General features: G+C 71.1%; 17 protein-coding genes. 8 read left to right on the top strand and 9 right to left on the bottom strand.

The genetic code is table 11. The features are described 5' to 3' along the window. Positions 1-138 precede the first annotated feature (138 nt). Positions 139-759 (top strand): LysE/ArgO family amino acid transporter, encoded by a 621-nt coding sequence (locus MZC64_RS27240; protein ID WP_247761930.1) that lies wholly within the window; start codon positions 139-141, stop codon positions 757-759. A 167-nt stretch (positions 760-926) separates the two neighbouring features. Here MZC64_RS27240 and MZC64_RS27235 read toward each other — a convergent pair whose 3' ends face one another. The 7 genes from MZC64_RS27235 to MZC64_RS27205 all read right to left on the bottom strand — a co-directional run bounded on the left by MZC64_RS27235 (position 927) and on the right by MZC64_RS27205 (position 8,217). Continuing rightward, complete coding sequence (locus MZC64_RS27235) at positions 927-1,910, bottom strand: hypothetical protein (protein ID WP_247761931.1); 984 nt, start codon at positions 1,908-1,910, stop codon at positions 927-929. A 27-nt stretch (positions 1,911-1,937) separates the two neighbouring features. Next, positions 1,938-3,479, bottom strand: coding sequence for a hypothetical protein (locus MZC64_RS27230; protein ID WP_247761933.1), 1,542 nt, complete (start codon positions 3,477-3,479; stop codon positions 1,938-1,940). A gap of 100 nt (positions 3,480-3,579) precedes the next feature. Further along, positions 3,580-5,004 (bottom strand): glycoside hydrolase family 76 protein, encoded by a 1,425-nt coding sequence (locus MZC64_RS27225; protein WP_374205799.1) that lies wholly within the window; start codon positions 5,002-5,004, stop codon positions 3,580-3,582. A gap of 221 nt (positions 5,005-5,225) precedes the next feature. Beyond that, entirely contained in the window at positions 5,226-6,275 is a 1,050-nt protein-coding gene (locus MZC64_RS27220) for an ABC transporter ATP-binding protein (RefSeq protein ID WP_247761935.1), read from the bottom strand. After that, entirely contained in the window at positions 6,272-7,069 is a 798-nt protein-coding gene (gene modB / locus MZC64_RS27215) for a molybdate ABC transporter permease subunit (RefSeq protein ID WP_247761939.1), read from the bottom strand. Before modB ends, MZC64_RS27220 begins: the two co-directional genes overlap by 4 nt. Continuing rightward, complete coding sequence (modA, locus tag MZC64_RS27210; protein WP_247761940.1) at positions 7,066-7,818, bottom strand: molybdate ABC transporter substrate-binding protein; 753 nt, start codon at positions 7,816-7,818, stop codon at positions 7,066-7,068. Before modA ends, modB begins: the two co-directional genes overlap by 4 nt. Next, positions 7,819-8,217, bottom strand: coding sequence for a molybdopterin-binding protein (locus MZC64_RS27205; protein WP_185006245.1), 399 nt, complete (start codon positions 8,215-8,217; stop codon positions 7,819-7,821). It lies immediately after the preceding gene. A gap of 157 nt (positions 8,218-8,374) precedes the next feature. On the opposite strand from MZC64_RS27205, the gene MZC64_RS27200 reads away from it, so the two are divergent. Continuing rightward, on the top strand, positions 8,375-9,001 hold the full coding sequence (locus MZC64_RS27200) for a hypothetical protein (protein WP_247761941.1): 627 nt from the start codon (positions 8,375-8,377) through the stop codon (positions 8,999-9,001). A gap of 186 nt (positions 9,002-9,187) precedes the next feature. Here the strand turns inward: MZC64_RS27200 and MZC64_RS27195 are convergent, their stop codons facing one another. Further along, positions 9,188-10,918 (bottom strand): pyruvate dehydrogenase, encoded by a 1,731-nt coding sequence (locus MZC64_RS27195; protein ID WP_247761943.1) that lies wholly within the window; start codon positions 10,916-10,918, stop codon positions 9,188-9,190. 91 nt (positions 10,919-11,009) lie between these two features. Between MZC64_RS27195 and MZC64_RS27190 the strand changes: the two genes are divergently transcribed. The 6 genes from MZC64_RS27190 (at position 11,010) to MZC64_RS27165 (ending at position 15,085) form a co-directional block, all read left to right on the top strand. Next, complete coding sequence (locus MZC64_RS27190) at positions 11,010-11,921, top strand: LysR family transcriptional regulator (RefSeq protein ID WP_247761944.1); 912 nt, start codon at positions 11,010-11,012, stop codon at positions 11,919-11,921. A gap of 11 nt (positions 11,922-11,932) precedes the next feature. Next, the gene (locus MZC64_RS27185) at positions 11,933-12,280 is read left to right on the top strand and encodes a hypothetical protein (protein WP_247761946.1); all 348 of its coding nucleotides are present in this window, start codon (positions 11,933-11,935) and stop codon (positions 12,278-12,280) included. An 84-nt stretch (positions 12,281-12,364) separates the two neighbouring features. Then, positions 12,365-12,706, top strand: a complete 342-nt coding sequence (locus tag MZC64_RS27180; protein ID WP_247761947.1) for a YciI family protein — start codon at positions 12,365-12,367, stop codon at positions 12,704-12,706. Continuing rightward, the gene (locus MZC64_RS27175) at positions 12,706-13,905 is read left to right on the top strand and encodes an RNA polymerase sigma factor (protein ID WP_247761949.1); all 1,200 of its coding nucleotides are present in this window, start codon (positions 12,706-12,708) and stop codon (positions 13,903-13,905) included. The genes MZC64_RS27180 and MZC64_RS27175 overlap by 1 nt, the downstream gene beginning before the upstream one ends. Positions 13,906-14,019: 114 nt before the next feature. Continuing rightward, entirely contained in the window at positions 14,020-14,541 is a 522-nt protein-coding gene (locus tag MZC64_RS27170; protein WP_247761950.1) for a hypothetical protein, read from the top strand. 157 nt (positions 14,542-14,698) lie between these two features. Then, entirely contained in the window at positions 14,699-15,085 is a 387-nt protein-coding gene (locus tag MZC64_RS27165; protein ID WP_247761951.1) for a glycine cleavage system protein H, read from the top strand. On the opposite strand, the gene MZC64_RS27160 is transcribed toward MZC64_RS27165, so the two are convergent. Continuing rightward, positions 15,082-16,083: a YdcF family protein gene (locus MZC64_RS27160; protein ID WP_247761953.1), complete on the bottom strand. Its 1,002-nt coding sequence runs from the start codon at positions 16,081-16,083 to the stop codon at positions 15,082-15,084. The genes MZC64_RS27165 and MZC64_RS27160 overlap by 4 nt on opposite strands. Between the last annotated feature and the right edge of the window lie 88 nt (positions 16,084-16,171).

The following is a 16,171-nucleotide window of genomic DNA, read 5'->3' as shown; positions in this document are numbered from 1 at the left end:
TCGGTTGCCGCACCAACCGGCCCCGGCGCACCCTCCCCTCATGACCGAAATCCTGACGCTCCTGTCCCGACCCGCCGACCGACCGGCCGGTCGGCAGCAGCGCACCCACCTCACCTGGAGGCCGATCCACCCTCGGTCATGATCGAGGCGCTGGTCGCCGGACTGCTCGCGGGCTATGGCATCGCCATGCCGGTCGGCGCGGTCGCGACCTACCTCGTCGCCCTCTCCGCCCGCACCAGCCTGCGCATCGGCGCCGCGGCTGCCCTGGGCGTCGCGGCGGCCGACGGTCTCTACGCCTTGCTGGCAGTGCTCGGCGGGGCCGCGCTCACCGATCTGCTCCGGCCCGTCGCCGAACCACTGCGCTGGGCCTCGGTGCTGATCCTGGTGGGACTGGCGATCCGGACCGCCTACTCCGCGGTGCGCCGGTTCCGGGACGGCCAGGACCCGGCTTCCACGGAGTCACCGCCGAAGCCGGGCCGGGCGTTCCTGTTGCTGCTGGGGATCACCGTGCTCAACCCCACCACGGTGGTGTACTTCTCCGCGTTGGTGCTGGGCCGATCCGGCGCCGCGGCCACCGGGTGGAGCGCGATCGTGTTCGTGCTGGCCGCTTTCCTCGCCTCGGCGAGCTGGCAACTGGTGCTGGCCACCGGCGGCAGTCTGCTGGGCAGGGTGCTCACCGGACCGCGCGGACGACTGGCGACCGCACTGGCCTCAGCAACGCTGATCACCGGCCTGGCGATCAGCCTGGTCCTCGGCTAGCACCCACCCACCGGAGTGTTGGCCGAACTCGTACGCAGTCTTGGCCGTTCTGGTACCAGGTGTTGGCCGTTCTGGTCGCCCGGGGCGGCGCGGGCGTCCACAACGGCCAACCTGGTGTACGAGTTCGGCCAACACACCGTCCCATAACGGCCAACACTCCGGGGTGGTCAGTCCTTCATCTTCAGGCCGAGGGACTTGCGGATGGCGCGGTAGTCCAGCTTGTCGTAGCGGTAACCGATGTAGCTCCACGGCAGCCCGTCGGTGATGCTGCGCGCGCTCACCCGGGACAGGTGGTCGCGGGCGCGTTCGCGTTCCCCGGCCAGGTACAGCCCGGCGCCGAGCAGGTGGTGCGCCTCGATGTTGCGGTGGTGCGGGCGCAGGCCGGCCAGCCAGGTGTCGCTGATCCGCACCAGCTGCGTGCTGATGTGCGGGCGGCCGAAGTAGTCCAGGGGTTCGACGTCGGTGCCCAGCATGACCTCCAGGTGCGCGGCCACGGCCAGCGCGCCCAAGGGTTCCCCCGGCGGGGCGGAGTCGGCGACCTCGCTGGTGAATTCGAGGACCTCCCGGTGGCTGCCCTGCCACTTCTCGCACAGCACCTGGACCCGGGAGTAGTGCGCGCCGTAGTGGTACGGGTCGCGGTCGGTCAGCTCCTGCCAGACCTCGTCCATCTCGTCCCGGCTGACCTGCAGCCCCAGTCCGCGCCACTGGAGTTTGTCCCAGGGCACCGGGTCGGCCGGGCGCAGTTCGGCGGCGCGCATCAGCGGGTCGTAGGCGCCGCCGAGGATGAACCAGAACTGCTCGAACTGCTCCCGGCTGACCTGGTCCGCGGTGGCTCCGGTGCGCACCTTCCAGGCGTGCTGGATCCGGGTGGCGCCCAGCAGCAGCTGCAGGTCGGCGTCGTCGGGGTTGGCGGCGGCGATCTTGCCCAGCTCGTCCACGGTGCGGACCAGGATCTTGCTGATCTTGCCGATCCGGTCGGCGCGCAACTCGTGCTCGCCCTGGGTGGCCGCGGCCAGCTTCCAGGCGACCTCCAGGTCACCCTTGTAGAGGTCGTGCTCGGCGGCCTTGAAGTCCGGGTCGGGCTGGCCCGCGTCGGTGCTGATGCCGATGTCGCGCAGGACACGCATGATCATCATGAATTTGCTGGGCACGGCGTTTCTCCAGGCGCGAGAAGGGGTTCAGTGACGCTTGATGCGGGCGCGCAGGCGGCTCCAGGAGCTGGTCCTGACCTGCCGGGGGATCTCGTGGTCGGCCCGAGGGGGTTTGGGCACCACCACCCCTGGCGGCACGCCGCGGTCGATCAGGTCGGGCAGCGCGGCCCCGTACTTCCACAGGGTGGGCTCGACCCGCAGGTGCAGCCCGTCCCGGCCGATCAGGTGCCGGGCGCCGTCCGGCCAGGCCAGCATCGCGGCGCAGTCGGCGAACCGGATGGTGATGAACTCCGGTCCGCTGATCAGGCTGATCCCGGTCGGCCCGACGCACAGTCGCGGACGGCCGGTGGTGCCGGGGCCGAACGGGTTCTGCTCACCGGGCTGGGCGGATTCGATGGGCAGCAGGATCTCGCCCTCGACCCGGCCGGTGGAGGTGTACGGCGCGGCGACATAGCGGTCGCCCGCGGGGGTGTGGCCCTCGGGGACCATGAGCAGGATGTTGTCCCGCACCGTGATCCCGACATCCTGGATGTCCTCGGCGCACAGGGTTTCCAGCTCCGCCTCCACCGAGGCGATGGTGGGCGGTTCGGCGCCGAACAACTCGGCGTGCGCCGCGCCCACCGGCAGCCCGGCCCGGATCCGCGGGTCCAGCAACGGGGCCCGGCGCAGTTCGATCAGCTCGGCCACCTCGTGTTCCTTGGGCGGCAACTCGGCCAGCCAGTCGATCACCTCGGTGAAACCGCGGACCAGTCGCGAGTGGACAGAGGACAAACCGTCGGCGAAGGCGGTGATCTCAGCCATATACGCGTCCCGCCGGTCATAGGTCGCGGTCTGGCTGTAGCTGATCCCCTCCGCGGTGCGCAGGCTCTGGAACAGCCTGCGCTGCAACAGATCCGCGTAGGCGGTGGCCGCGGTGGAGCGTTCCACCACACTGCCCGCGGCCACCCCGTTGAGGCTGGCGTTGAAGTAGGCGGGGGTGCGGCGCAGCGTGCAGGTGGGTTCCGGTGTCGGCACGCGTGGCCCGGCGGGCAGTTCCAGTCGCAGCCCGTCCGGGGGCGGGCCGCCGATGAGCCACAGCGCGGCGTTGCCGGTGGTGAACCAGGCCCGCGCCCAGGCCCGGACCTCCGCCGGACTGTGCAGGCCGACACCGAATTCGTCGTAGCCGCTCAGGCCGTAGGTGGCCGCGCCGTAGCGCCAGATGGCCAGTGAGGACTGGATGTCCCGGCTGCGGCCGTCGGCCTCGGTGAGCAGCAGCTGGTTCTCCGCGGCGATCCGGTCCACCGGCAGCTCGGCCAGCGCGGCGCACAGCCGGGTGAAGAAGTCGCGCACGTGCTCGGCGTCGCCGTGGGTGAGGAAGGTGGTCAGGGTGGCGTCGACGCTGCCGTTGGACTGATCGTGCCTGGCCCCGGCCTGGTGCAGGGCGAGGTGTTCGACCAGGTGCGTGATGCCGCGCCGGGCGAGTCGTTCATCGGCGTGGCCGACCCGGAACACCAGGCCCGCGGTCAGCTCGCCCTCGTGCTCGGACCAGAACACCGGCACACCGTCGATCTCGGTGCGAACCCATTCCACCCCGTGACTCCCCATACGCGCATACCCCGATCGGGGCCGCGCGCACTATACGACGGGGTGATGGGGCCGCGCGAGTGGTTCTCGGCCGGGCGTCCCCGGTTTACGTGACATTCATCAGGTCCAGCGCGCTGTGCTGGCGGGCGGCGTCGGCCCGGTCGAACGGCCCGGCCCAGCGCAGGCCGTAGGTGTCCAGGGTGGTGCGGGTCCGCGTGTACGCCGAATCGGCCTGTCTGCGCAGGTAGGCGCGGTAAGGACGGTCGGGCAGGAGCTGGTTGAGGGCGCCGAGTCCGCGGACGTAGGCGCCCTTGAACGAGGGTCCGTCCGGATCGCAGTCGTTGTTGGGTTCGCAGGGTTCGCGCAGGATGCCGCCGGGGTTGAGCGCGGTGCTGGTGGTGGAGGCGTCGGCCAGGCGGCGGGCGCGGGCCAGCGGCGCGGGGTCGCCGGTGGCGCGGTGCAGTTCGACCAGCGCGTTCAGGATGACGCCCTGGTTGTAGGTCCAGGCGGGTTTGCCGTCGTTGCGGCAGGTGGCCATGGTGACGCCGTCGTTGACCAGCCCGGCGCTGTTGATCATTCCGGTGCCCTGGAACCAGGTCCACCCCGCGCGGGCCCGGTCGCGGAAGGCGGTGTCACCCGGGATCCGGTTGTGCAGGGCGGCGTTGAGCTGGATGTAGAGCGAGTTGGTGATCGCGTTCTTCACCCGCCGGTCGGTCTTCCAGTACACCCCGCCGCCGCAGCGGCCGTCCCAGTAGGCGTGCATGTGTCCGGCGTCGATCCGGGCGGTGTTGAGGTAGCGGCGGTCGCCGGTGAGGTCGTAGGCGGCGATCCAGGCCAGGCCCCACCAGCCGGTGTCGTCCAGGAACTCGTTGCGGAACTCGCCGAGCGCGGCGGCGCGGTTGCGGTCGTAGGTGGTGGCGATGGCGTGCCGGTAACTGTCCATTCCGGACACCCGGATGTTGTCGATGATCGCGGTGAGCGCGTTGGCCGAGTTCCACCAGCCGCTGGTGTCGAACAGGCCGGTGTCCCGGTTGTAGAACTGCATCAGCGCGGTGGCCGCGGCGGTGCGCCGGTCGTAGGCGTTCCAGGTGGTCCGGGCCCAGGCGGTGCAGGCGATCTCGGGGCGGTCCTTGGCTTTCGCGCAGGCGCGCAGCGCGCCTACCGCTCGGTTGGCCCAGTCGTCGACGTTGTACATCAGCGTGCGCCAGCCACCGCGTCCGGCGGGCACGGCGGTATTGCCCAGGCGCGGGGTCCAGCTGCGGCCGCCGTCGAAAGAGCGGTCCAGCCAGACCTCGTCACCGGGAGTGGCTGCGTCCAGGGCGGCCCAGCCCATGGCGTCGGTGTCGTTGAAGTGCAACGAGATCCGTCGGCCGAACAGGGTGACGTCCAGGGCCGCGCGGTCCTGCGGGGCCAGGGCGGGGTCGCGGGCGTCGCAGTGCCGGTTGCACACGGTGGCGGCGGCGTGTGCGGACGGGGTCATGGTCAGCAGGGTCGCGGTGATCAGGGCAGCGGTCAACGCCGGGCGCAGCATGGTGACCTCCTGGACCGGGCGCTCCGGCAGGGGTGGGTGCGCGGCCGGGTCCAACTCGAACGTAGGCCGGGTCGGCGCGGGCCGTCAACGGCCGGAATCGGCCAGTCGGGGTGGAACCCGTTCCGCGACAAGGACATCGGGCTGCCCCGTCGACCCGGTCCGCAGCTCGCAGGCACACCTACCGACCGTTCGGTAGGTGTGCCTGAGGGGGGCCGGGTTGGTCAGGCCGGGTAGGTGCGGGTTTCGGTGGCCTTGAGGGCGGCCCAGAGGGTGTCGCCGGGGGTGAGGCGGAGTTCGGCGATGGTGGCGGTGGTGACGTCGGCGAGCACCGGTGGGTTGCCGTGCAGCCGGACCCGGGTGGTGTGGCCGTGCTGCTCGATACCGTCCACGGTCACCGGCCACACGTTGCGCGGGCTGCCGCCGGGTTTGTCCCGGTGCAGGCCGACCGCGGAAGGCGGGAAGGCCACGTGCACCGCTCCGGTGGCGGGTTCGGCGATGGTGAGGCTGCCCCCGGCGTCCAGGGTGACGGTGCCGCCATCGGCGTGGCCGCGGTGCAGGTTGAGGCCGACCAGGTTGGCCACATAGTCGGTGCGCGGGCGCTGCGCGACCTCCAGGGGCGGGCCTTCCTGGACGATGCGGCCGTGTTCCAGGATGACCAGGCGGTCGGCCAGCACCATGGCGTCCAGGGGGTCGTGGGTGACCAGCAGGGTGTGGCCGGGGTAGTCGCGCAGGTGCCGGCCGAGGTCGGCGCGCACCCGCAGCCGGGTGCCGGCGTCCAGGGCGGCCAGGGGTTCGTCGAGCAGCAGCAGGTCCGGGCTGGTGGCCAGGGCGCGGGCCAGTGCGACCCGCTGGGCCTGGCCCCCGGACAGGGCGCGCGGGCGGGTGTTCAGGTGTTCGGCCAGGCCCACCCGATCCAGCCAGCGGGCGGCTTCGGCGCGTGCCTCGGCGCGGCGGATTCCCCTGGCGCGCAAGCCGAAAGCCACGTTCTCCAGCGCGGAGAGGTGCCCGAAGAGCAGGTAGTCCTGGAAGACCACGCCGATCGGCCGGTATTCGGCGGGGCGGAACACCTTGGGCGGCTGGTCCCAGACCTGCTCGCCGAGCCGGATGTGCCCTTCGGTCACCGGAAGCAGCCCGGCCAGTGCGCGCAACGCGGTGGTCTTGCCCGCGCCGTTGGGGCCGAGCAGGGCGATGACCTCGCCGGGTTCGATGGTGAGCGGGAGGTCGAGGCGGAACTCGCCGCGGGTGAGCCGGAGGTCGGCGTGCAGGGTCATGTGGCTCCGTTGATCCACCGGTCGCGCAGCAGGGCGAGCACCGCGACGGAGACCAGCAGCAGCACCAGGCTGAGCACGATGGCCGCCTCGGGTTCGATCTCCAGGGCGAGGTAGACGGCCAGTGGCATGGTGGTGGTGCGGCCGGGGAAGTTGCCGGCGAAGGTGATGGTGGCGCCGAATTCGCCGAGTGCGCGGGCCCAGCACAGCACCGCGCCCGCGATCACACCCGGGAAGATCGAGGGCAGGGTGACCCGCCGGAAGGTCAGCCACCGGGACGCGCCCAGCGTGGCCGCGGCCTCTTCGAGTCTGCCGTCCCCGGCGCGCAACGCGCCCTCCACCGAGATGACCAGGAACGGCAGTGCGACAAAGGCTTCGGCGAGCACGACGCCGGCGGTGGTGAACGGCAGCGAGATGCCGAACCACTCGTCCAGGTACTGCCCGATCACCCCGCGCCGGCCGAGCACGAGCAGCAGCGCGACCCCGCCGACCACCGGCGGCAGCACCAGCGGCACGGTGACCAGGGCCCGGATCAGTCCGCGCCCCGGCAGGTCGCCCCTGGCCAGCAGCCAGGCCAGGGGGATGCCCAGTACCAGGCAGATCAGCGTGGCCAGGGTCGCGCACAGCAGCGAAAGCCGTAGTGCCGCACCGATTTCCGGGCTGAACAGCTGTTCGGGCAGCCGGGCCCAGGGCGCGCGCACGAGCAGCCCGAGCAGCGGCACGAGCAGGAAGGCCAGTCCCAGCAGGGCCGGGACGACCAGCAGCGCCGGGCGGCGGCGGGCGACGCGCCGGGTCATGGACCGTCGAACCCGGCCTCGGCGAGCACCGCCCGGCCCTTGTCCGAACGCACGTAGTCGAGGAATGCCTTGGCGCCACTGGCATTGGGCGCTGTGGCCAGGGCGGCCAGCGGGTAGTCGTTGATCGCCTGATCGGCCTCGGCGAAGGTGATCCCGTCCACCTCGGCGCCCGCGGAGCGCACGTCGGTCCGGTAGACCAGCGCCGCGTCCACCTCGCCTAGCCGCACCTTGGTCAGCACCGCCTTGACGTCCTGTTCAAGCGTGTCCGGCTGCCCGGTGACCTTGGCCGCCTGCAACACTTTCTTGGCCCCCGCCCCGCACGGCACCTGCTCCGCGCACAGCGCGATCTTCAGCTCGGCCCGCCCGAAGTCGGCCAGCCCGGTGACCTTGGCCGGGTTTCCCTTGGGCACCGCGATCTGCAACCTGTTGCGGGCGAAGGTCACCGGGGTCTCGGTGACGGTCTTGGTGTCGGTGACCTGCTTCATGTTCGCCGGCGCGGCCGAGGCGAACACGTCCGCGGGCGCGCCCTGGTTGAGCTGCTGGGCCAGTGCCGAGGAGGCGCCGAAGTTGAAGGTCACCTTCACGCCGGGGTTGGCCGCCTCGAAGTCCTTGCCGATCCGGGTGAAGGACTCGGTCAGCGAGGCCGCCGCGAACACGGTCACCGCCCCACCCGCCCCGGCCGGTGGCGCCGGAGCCGACCCACAGCCCGCGAGGACCAGCAACGCCACCAGGGGAACAACCCGCCGCATTCATGCCTCCGGAATCTCGACAACGACATGGGTGGACTTGATCGAGGCGACCGCGACGCTGCCCACCTCCAGGCCCAGCTCGTCCGCTGCTTCGCGGCTCATCAGCGACACCACCCGGAACGGCCCGGCCTGCAACTCCACCTGCGCCATCACCCCGTCCTTGACCACCCGGGTGACGATCCCGCGCATCCGGTTCCGCGCCGAGGCCGCCACGGTCGCCCCCGGCTCCGGCGTCTCCGCCAGTCGCCGCGCGAACTCGGCCAGCTCCCGCCCTTCGATCGCCTTACGCCCGTTAGCCCCCACCACCACGGGCAGCCGCCCCTGCTCCACCCACCGGCGCACGGTGTCATCGGAGACCCCCAGCAGCGCGGCGGCCTCGCTGATCCGCAGATTCGGCATGCCGGGGACTCTACCTCCGCAGTTGCGGCACACGGGGTGACGCGGGTGCTCGTTCGCGGATCAACACCGCACGGTGCCCGCGCCGTGACCCGGGGCGAGGTTTCCGCGCTTGCTGAATCCGGCCCGCCCGCGGGCGCCGATCTCCTACTGTGCCGCGGTGCGCCGAACCCTGCCCGCCCTCGCCCTCCTGCTCACCGCCTGCGCCACTCCCCCGCCGCCACCGGCCCCGGCACCACCCGCCGCCCCGACCGCCGCGTCCAGCAGCGCCGCCCCGGCCGGCGCCGTCGCCGTCCCCGACCTGCAGGCCCGCTGGTGGACCTGGGCCTCCTCCCGCCCCGAGGCCACCAACCCGGTGGCCGACCGCACCGGCGCGCACTGCGCGCTCGACCAGCCCAGGGACGTCTGGCTGCTCGCCGGTTCCTTCGGCGAGAATCTCAGCCGCCGCTGCACCGTCCCCGCCGATCTGCCCCTGGCCGGTCCGGTGGTCAACCTGGTCGCGGACAAGGCCGAATGCACCCGGTTCCTGGCGGCCGCCAGCGGTCAGCTGCTGCTCAACGGCGAACGCCAGGAGATCGAGCGGATCGAGCCCACCGAGATCACCTTCCGCTCGGTCGCCGGGAACCCGGTCACCCAGCGGTCAGGCCGGACCCGCACCTACGGCTGCGGACTGTGGTTCACCCTGCCCAAGCTCAAGCCTGGCAAGCACAACCTGGTGATCACCGGCCGCAGCGCGGACTTCGCGCTCGAGGTCACCTACGAGCTGACAGTCTCCGCCCGGACCTGAGCCAGCAGTCCCGTCCGCGACTCGCCGGCGTGTTGGCCGTTGTCGTACGCCACGTTGGCCCAACTCGACCCGGCGTGCCGCTCTTCCGGCGAGTTGGGCCAACCGGTACGCCAGTTTTGCCCAAGCGGGCGTACCAGTTGGGCCAAGTGGTACGCACATTCGGCCAACACGGGGGCGGGTGGGTGTTCAGGGGCGGGGGATGTTGCGGAGGTTGCTGCGGGCCAGGTCGATCATTTTGCCCACGCCGCCGTTGAGGACCGTCTTGCCTGCTGCCAGGGCGAAGCCGCGGACCATCTCGCCGGTGATCTTCGGTGGCAGGGACAGCGCGTTGGGGTCGGTGACGAGTTCGACCAGGGCGGGGCCGGGGTGGGTGAAGGCGTCTCGCAACGCGGTCTCGACCTCGGCGGGCTTCTCTGCGCGGATCGCGTGGATGCCGGCGGCCTTGGCGATCGCGGCGAAGTTGACCTGGGGGTGGTCGGTGCCGTGGTCGGGGAGGCCGTCGACCAGCATTTCCAGTTTGACCATGCCCAGGCTGGCGTTGTTGAACACCACCACCTTCACCGGGATGTCCGCGCCGGAGAGGGTGAGCAGGTCGCCGAGCAGCATGGACAGGCCGCCGTCGCCGGAGAGGGCGACCACCTGGCGGTCGGGGTAGGCGAGTTGGGCGCCGATGGCTTGGGGCAGGGCGTTGGCCATGCTGCCGTGGCGGAAGGAGCCGATCATGCGGCGGCGGCCGTTGGGGGTGAGGTAGCGGGCGGCCCAGACGTTGTTCATGCCGGTGTCGATGGTGAAGACGGTGTCGGCGGCGGCGACCTCGTCCAGTACCGCGGCCGCGTACTCCGGGTGGATCGGGGTGCGTTCGGCGATGTCCTTGGTGTAGGCGTCGACGACCTTCTCCAGGCGGTCGGCGTGCTTGCGCAGCATCTTGTCCAGGTAGGACCGGTCGGTGCGCTGCTTCACCTTGGGCAGCAAGGCTTGCAGGGTTTCCTGGACGCTGCCGTGCACGGCCAGTTCGAGGGGGGTGCGGCGGCCCAGGCGGGTGAGGTCGTGGTCGATCTGGATGGTGCGGGCCTGGGGCAGGAAGTTGTCGTAGGGGAAATCGGTGCCCAGCAGGATGATCCGGTCCGCCTGGTGCATGGCCTCGAAGCAGGCGCCGTAGCCGAGCAGGCCGCTCATGCCGACGTCGTAGGGGTTGTCGAACTGGATCCACTCCTTGCCGCCGAAGGAGTGGCCGACCGGCGCGCCGAGCCTGCCCGCCAGTGCCATCACCTCGGCGTGCGCGCCCCGGGCGCCCGCGCCGACGAACAGCATGACCTTCTCGGCGCTGTCAAGAAGTTCCGCCAGTTCGCCTACCGTCCGGTCGGTAGGGATGACGGGTGAGGGGCGGACCCTGGTCACCGGCGGGGTGGGTGCGGTGGCCTTGCGGTCAGCCAGGTCGCCCGGGATGGTCAGCACCGACACGCCGCCGCGGCCCAGCGCGGTCTGCATGGCGATGCGCAGCAGGCGGGGCAGCTGTTCGGGCTGGGAGACGAGTTCGCTGTAGTGGCTGCACTCGGCGAAAAGCTGCTCCGGGTGGGTCTCCTGGAAGAAGCCGGTGCCGATCTGCGCGGCCGGGATGTGCGAGGCGATGGCCAGCACCGGCGCGCCACTGCGGTGCGCGTCGAACAGGCCGTTGATCAGGTGCAGGTTGCCGGGACCGCTGCTGCCCGCGCAGACCGCCAACCGACCGGTCAGTTGGGCCTCGGCCGAGGCGGCGAAGGCGGCGGTCTCCTCATGCCGCACGTGCACCCACTCGATGCCCTCGGTGCGGCGGACCGCGTCCACGATCGGGTTCAGGCTGTCCCCGACGATGCCGTAGATCCGCTGGACCCCGGCCTCGCGCAGCAGGTGCACGAGCTGCTCGGCCACATTCGTCATGTTGTCCTCCTCCAGCTGCTAGTTCCCAGCCTGCGCCGGGCTAACCCATGCGTCCAATGCCGAGTTTCCGGCCCATCGATACCCTTGACACATGGATCTGCGGACCTTGACCTGGTTCCGGGAGGTCGCCGAGGGCGCCACGGTCACCGAGACCGCGCGCCGCGCGCACCTGACCCAGCCCGCGCTGTCCCGGGCGCTGGCCAGACTGGACCAGGAAACCGGCGCCGCCCTGTTCCAGCGAGTCGGCAAGACCCTGGTGCCCACCCCGGCCGGACACCTGTTCAAGACCTGCGTGACCGAGGTGCTGGACCGCTACGCCCAGGGCCTGCGCGCGGTGGCCGACCTGACCGACCCAGGACGGGGCACGGTGCCGCTGACCTTCCTGCACACCCTGGGCACCTGGCTGGTGCCGCCACTGCTGAGCCGGTTCCGCGCCGGGTTCCCGGACATCGCCTTCGAGCTGACCCAGCACGGCGAGGCGGGTCTGGCCGCGGCACTGCTCTCCGGCACCGCCGACCTGGCCGTGACCAGCGACGATCCCGGCCACCCTCAGCTGCGCTGGCAGCACCTGCTGACCGAACCGCTGTTCCTGGCCGTGCCGCCGCGACACCGGCTGGCCCGCCGGTCCCGGGTCCGGCTGGCCGACCTCGCCGAGGAACCGTTCATCCTGCTCCGCCCGGGTTACGCGTTGCGCGCCACCACCGAGGACCGCTGCCGCCAGGCCGGCTTCACCCCGCGGGTGGGCTTCGAGGGCGAGGAGGTGGAGACCCTGCGTGGCCTGGTCGCCGCCGGACTCGGCGTCGCGCTGCTGCCACTGCCCGGCGGCGAGCCGGCCACCCCGCACCTGCGGCTCACCGACGTGCCTGCCACCAGGGACATCGGCCTGATGTGGCTGGCCGACCGGGAGCTGCCGCCCGCCTCGGCGGAGTTCCGGGAGCACGTGCTCGACACCGTCGCCGGTGGTCTGGACGTCCCCTGGCAACGGGGGAAACCAGCGAGGTAGGGTCCGCGTCCATGGACGCGACCCCCCTGCCCGATCCCGCGGACTGGCAACGAATCGCCCGCCCGGATCGCCGCCTGTCCATCGCGCTGGCCGCACTGTATGAGTATTACCCGACCCTGGACGGTCCGCCCGGCGCCGAGCACGAGTCCTATGTGGATGGTGCGGTGGCCCGGCTCGCCCCGGCGTTCCAGGCCGACGCCGCCCGCGCCGAGGTGGTCGCCGGCGCGATCCGGCACGCGATCTCCTTCCCGACCTGGCAGTCCCTGGTCCGGACCAGCGGCCTGGTCCCCCTGGACGCGGTGCGGCTGATGGTGGCCATGGTCAAGACCGCCGCGAACGGTCCCGGCGACCGCGGCTGAGAAAAATCTTGGCCGGATTTTCGCCGTGGTGTCGATCCGAGGCTCCTGGGTTCGTGTAGAGAGCGAACCAAGGAGGAGATTGACATGGCCCAGTACCTGCTCAGCATCTACCAGCCGGACGGCCCCACCCCGCCGCCGGAGTTCCTCGACCCGATCATGAAGAAGCTGGACGCGGTCAACGCGGACCTGATCGCCTCGGGCGCCCGGGTCTTCGCCGCTGGACTGTTCCCGCCCAGCACCGCCACCGTGATCAGGGCCAGGGACGAAGAAGTGCTGATGACCGACGGCCCGTTCACCGAGGGCAAGGAGCACATCGGCGGCTTCACCGTGATCCAGGTCGAGGACCTGGACGCGGCCCTGGGCTGGGGCACCCGGCTGGCCGAGGCGCTCGGCCTGCCCATCGAAGTGCGGCCCATGTACGAGTGATGGACGTCGAAGCGGTCTTCCGCGCCGAATACGGACGCGCGGTGGCAGTGCTGGTCCGCCTGCTCGGCGATATCGATCTCGCCGAGGAGGCGGTCCAGGACGCCTTCGTCACCGCGCTGCGCCGCTGGCCCGCGGACGGCCTGCCGCCCAGTCCGGCGGGCTGGATCATCACCACCGCCCGCAACCGGGCGATCGACCGGCACCGGCGCGAGTCCGGCCGGGAAAGCCGGGAAGCCGAGGCGCTGCTGGCACACGGTCCCGAGGAACCGGTGGAGGTGGGTGCGGTGCGCGACGACCAGCTGCGGCTGATCTTCACCTGCTGCCACCCGGCACTGGCCCCCGCGGCCAGGGTCGCGCTGACCCTGCGCCTGCTCGGCGGACTGTCCACTGTGGAGATAGCAAAAGCCTTCCTGGTGCCGGAATCCACCATGGCGCAACGACTGGTGCGGGCCAAGGGCAAGATCCGGGACGCCCGCATCCCGTACCGGGTGCCGCGCGAGGCGGACCTGCCGGACCGGCTGCGCTCGGTGCTGGCCGTGCTGTACCTGGTCTTCACCGAGGGCCACACCGCCACCGCGGGCGACCGCCTGGACCGGCCCGACCTCGGCGCGGAGGCGATCCGGCTGGCCAGGGTGCTGGCCGGGCTGATGCCGGATGAGCCCGAGGTCTGGGGCCTGCTCGCGCTGATGCTGCTGGTGGAGTCCAGGCGGGCGGCCCGCACCGGCCAGGACGGCGAGCTGATCCCACTGTCCGAACAGGACCGTACGCGCTGGAATTCCGGCTATATCCAGGAAGGCCAGGCGATCGTCGAGGCGTGCATCCGGCGCGGGCTGCCGGGCCCGTACCAGATCCAGGCCGCGATCAACGCCGTGCACGCCGACCCGCCGCCCACCGACTGGACCGCCATCGTCACCCTCTACGACCAGCTGCTCAGCCGCACCCCCACCCCGATCGTCGCACTCAACCGGGCGGTCGCCGTCGCCGAGGTCGACGGCCCGGCCGCCGCGCTGGCCCTGATCGAACACCTGGAACTGCCCGGCTACCACCTGCTGCCCGCCATCCGCGCCGACTTGCTGCACCGCCTGGGCCGCACCGCCGAGGCGATCGCCGCCTACGACCAGGCGATCAGCCTCGCGGGCAACGCCGCCGAACAGGACTTCCTGCGCCGCCGCCGCGACCGGCACGCACCAGACTCCTAGCCCGCACGAGACAACCGGCATCGTCGACGACGGCGGCCGTCTGGCTCAATCCGCCTCTACAGGCAACCCCGTCGGCGGCTGGGCCGATCGCACCCGGCTTCGCATACTCGGGTGATGAGTGCCTGGGAGCTGCGCGTGCGGGCCGGCGGCCACGGCGAGGCCGGCTCGCTGGTGGTCGCGATGACCGGGCTGGCCGCGCTGGTCGGGTTGCTGGCCGCACTGGCGGTGGTCGGGTACGCGGCGATGAACCAGGACCCCGCGCCCTGGGCGTCGGACTCGATGCTCGTGGTGGTGCCCATCGCCATCGCCGCGGTGCTCATCCCGTTCGCGCTGTTCCTGCTGCGCCACCGGGAAGTCTCCGCGCACACCGTGCGGATCACCGCGGACCGGGTCGAGACGGTCAGCCGGTCGGGCGCGGACACCCGGCCGCTGACCGCACTGCGCGCGGTGACCGTGCAGCACACCTTCGTCAGTCACCTGCCGCGCTGGACCCACCTGATCCTGCACTTCGAAACCTGCAATGTGCGTTCCCGGCAGTTCCCCTACCGCGCCGGCCTGGCCGCCGAACTCACCGCGGTGCTCGCGGAATGCCAGGTCGCGGTGACTGAAGCCGTCAGTGAGACCAATCCTGATTGAGCCACCCGCTGTCATCCGGTCGAACGACCAGATCGTCCACAATGGACAGTCGCGGGAATCGGCAAATTTGCTGCCAGGGCAAGCTGAATGTGTTCGTTCGGGTAAAAACGACCTCCGCGTGTTTACGCGCCTGTCGCCGGAGCGCTAGAAAAGATTTATGTTCGTCGACTTCCAGACCCTCCGGTTCACCAGGGACCACACCTGGGTCCGGCACCGCGGCGACTCGCTGCGAGTGGGCTTGACCGATGTGCTCACCCGCGGCCTGACCGATCTGGTCGAGGTGGGCCTACCGCCGCTGGGCGGTGACGTCCACCTGTTGACCCCGTGCGGATTCCTGGCCACCCGGACCTGGTTCGGCGACCTGTTCGCGCCGATGTCCGGGCTCGTGGTGGAACGCAACGAACGGCTCTTCGACGATCCCGGCCTGGTCGTGCGCGACCCATACGACACCGGCTGGCTCTTCGAGATCCGCACCACCGGCGACCCGCTGCTGGACACCCTCGACGGCGCCGACTACCTCGAACTGGTCAGCCAGGTTCCCTAGGCGGTAGCGAGCAACAGCAGACCCAGCGAAGGCATCCCCACCACCGCGAGCGCGCCGAGGGCCGTGGTGATCCGGTACTGCATGAGCAACGCGACGAACTCGCGGATGAACGCGCTCGGCAGGAAGTACAGCGCGGTGCGCGAACCCACCACCCGCATCCGCAGCTTCAGCTGATACGACAGCACCGCGGTGCGGAAGACGTGGTAGTTGTTGGTCACCGCGACGATCCGCGCCCCCGGCCGCGCCGGGGTCACCAGCGCCGAGCTGAATCGCAAATTCTCCTCGGTGGTGCGGGCCCGGTCCTCCAGCACGATGTGCTCGGCCGGGACCTCGCGGGCCAGCAGGTAGTCCCGCATCGCGGCCGCCTCGGTGGTGGTCTCCCCCGGTCCCTGGCCGCCGGAGACCACCAGCACCGGCTCACCCCCGGCCGCGCGATCCCTGCGGTAGAGCGCCAGACCGCGCTCGATCCTGGCCGCCAGCAGCGGCGGCACCCGGTCCCCGATCAGGCCGCTGCCCAGCACCACGATCGCGTCCACCCGGCCCCGGCTGCTCAGCGACCCGTACACAATGGAGTAGGCCAGCAGGCTGACGAACAGGAACGCGAAGTAGCCGAAGGCCAGGATCACCGCGATCAACACGAGTTGCGCGGAACGTTCCAGCCGCCAGCCGAAGATCACGGTGAACCCGAGCAGCCCGATCGTCGTCAATCCTGTGAGCAGGGACAGCAGGTTGGCCGGCCGGAAGGACTCGCGGCGTAGCATGATCACTCCGTTGGCGACCAAGGCGAACGGCAGCACCAGCCCGATGAGCAGGGCGAGCAGCCCCAGCACCACCACGATCGTGCCGTAGCCGTACTGGCCCAGCTCCCACAACGCCCACAGACCACCGAAGAACAACAGGATGCCGAACCACACCGCGTTGCTCATCCGGCGGGGTTCGCGCACCACCCGCACCAGAAAGACGAGGCCCGCGATTCCTGCCAGGATTCCGAACAGCACGTCAGCCCTCTCCGACCCGACCGGCGACCGTCCACAGTGTGCAGTACCGGCCGAGAGCGCGAACACCGGGCCGCCCGCGGTCGACATC

The sequence above is a fragment of the Crossiella sp. S99.2 genome, assembly GCF_023094165.1.
Classification (GTDB): Bacteria; Actinomycetota; Actinomycetes; order Mycobacteriales; family Pseudonocardiaceae; genus Crossiella.
Note: the sequence above shows the minus strand (reverse complement) of the source record. Positions and strands in the feature narration are given on the sequence as shown.

What these genes read in the sequence shown, in the direction of transcription:
- MZC64_RS27175 (WP_247761949.1), top strand. Translation starts at nt 12,706, where the DNA reads ATGGACGTCGAAGCGGTCTTCCGCGCCGAATACGGACGCGCGGTGGCA.
- MZC64_RS27220 (WP_247761935.1), bottom strand. Translation starts at nt 6,275, where the DNA reads ATGACCCTGCACGCCGACCTCCGGCTCACCCGCGGCGAGTTCCGCCTC.
- modA (WP_247761940.1), bottom strand. Translation starts at nt 7,818, where the DNA reads ATGCGGCGGGTTGTTCCCCTGGTGGCGTTGCTGGTCCTCGCGGGCTGT.
- MZC64_RS27165 (WP_247761951.1), top strand. Translation starts at nt 14,699, where the DNA reads ATGTTCGTCGACTTCCAGACCCTCCGGTTCACCAGGGACCACACCTGG.
- MZC64_RS27170 (WP_247761950.1), top strand. Translation starts at nt 14,020, where the DNA reads ATGAGTGCCTGGGAGCTGCGCGTGCGGGCCGGCGGCCACGGCGAGGCC.
- MZC64_RS27185 (WP_247761946.1), top strand. Translation starts at nt 11,933, where the DNA reads ATGGACGCGACCCCCCTGCCCGATCCCGCGGACTGGCAACGAATCGCC.
- MZC64_RS27240 (WP_247761930.1), top strand. Translation starts at nt 139, where the DNA reads ATGATCGAGGCGCTGGTCGCCGGACTGCTCGCGGGCTATGGCATCGCC.
- MZC64_RS27190 (WP_247761944.1), top strand. Translation starts at nt 11,010, where the DNA reads ATGGATCTGCGGACCTTGACCTGGTTCCGGGAGGTCGCCGAGGGCGCC.
- MZC64_RS27225 (WP_374205799.1), bottom strand. Translation starts at nt 5,004, where the DNA reads ATGCTGCGCCCGGCGTTGACCGCTGCCCTGATCACCGCGACCCTGCTG.
- MZC64_RS27195 (WP_247761943.1), bottom strand. Translation starts at nt 10,918, where the DNA reads ATGACGAATGTGGCCGAGCAGCTCGTGCACCTGCTGCGCGAGGCCGGG.
- MZC64_RS27180 (WP_247761947.1), top strand. Translation starts at nt 12,365, where the DNA reads ATGGCCCAGTACCTGCTCAGCATCTACCAGCCGGACGGCCCCACCCCG.
- modB (WP_247761939.1), bottom strand. Translation starts at nt 7,069, where the DNA reads ATGACCCGGCGCGTCGCCCGCCGCCGCCCGGCGCTGCTGGTCGTCCCG.
- MZC64_RS27205 (WP_185006245.1), bottom strand. Translation starts at nt 8,217, where the DNA reads ATGCCGAATCTGCGGATCAGCGAGGCCGCCGCGCTGCTGGGGGTCTCC.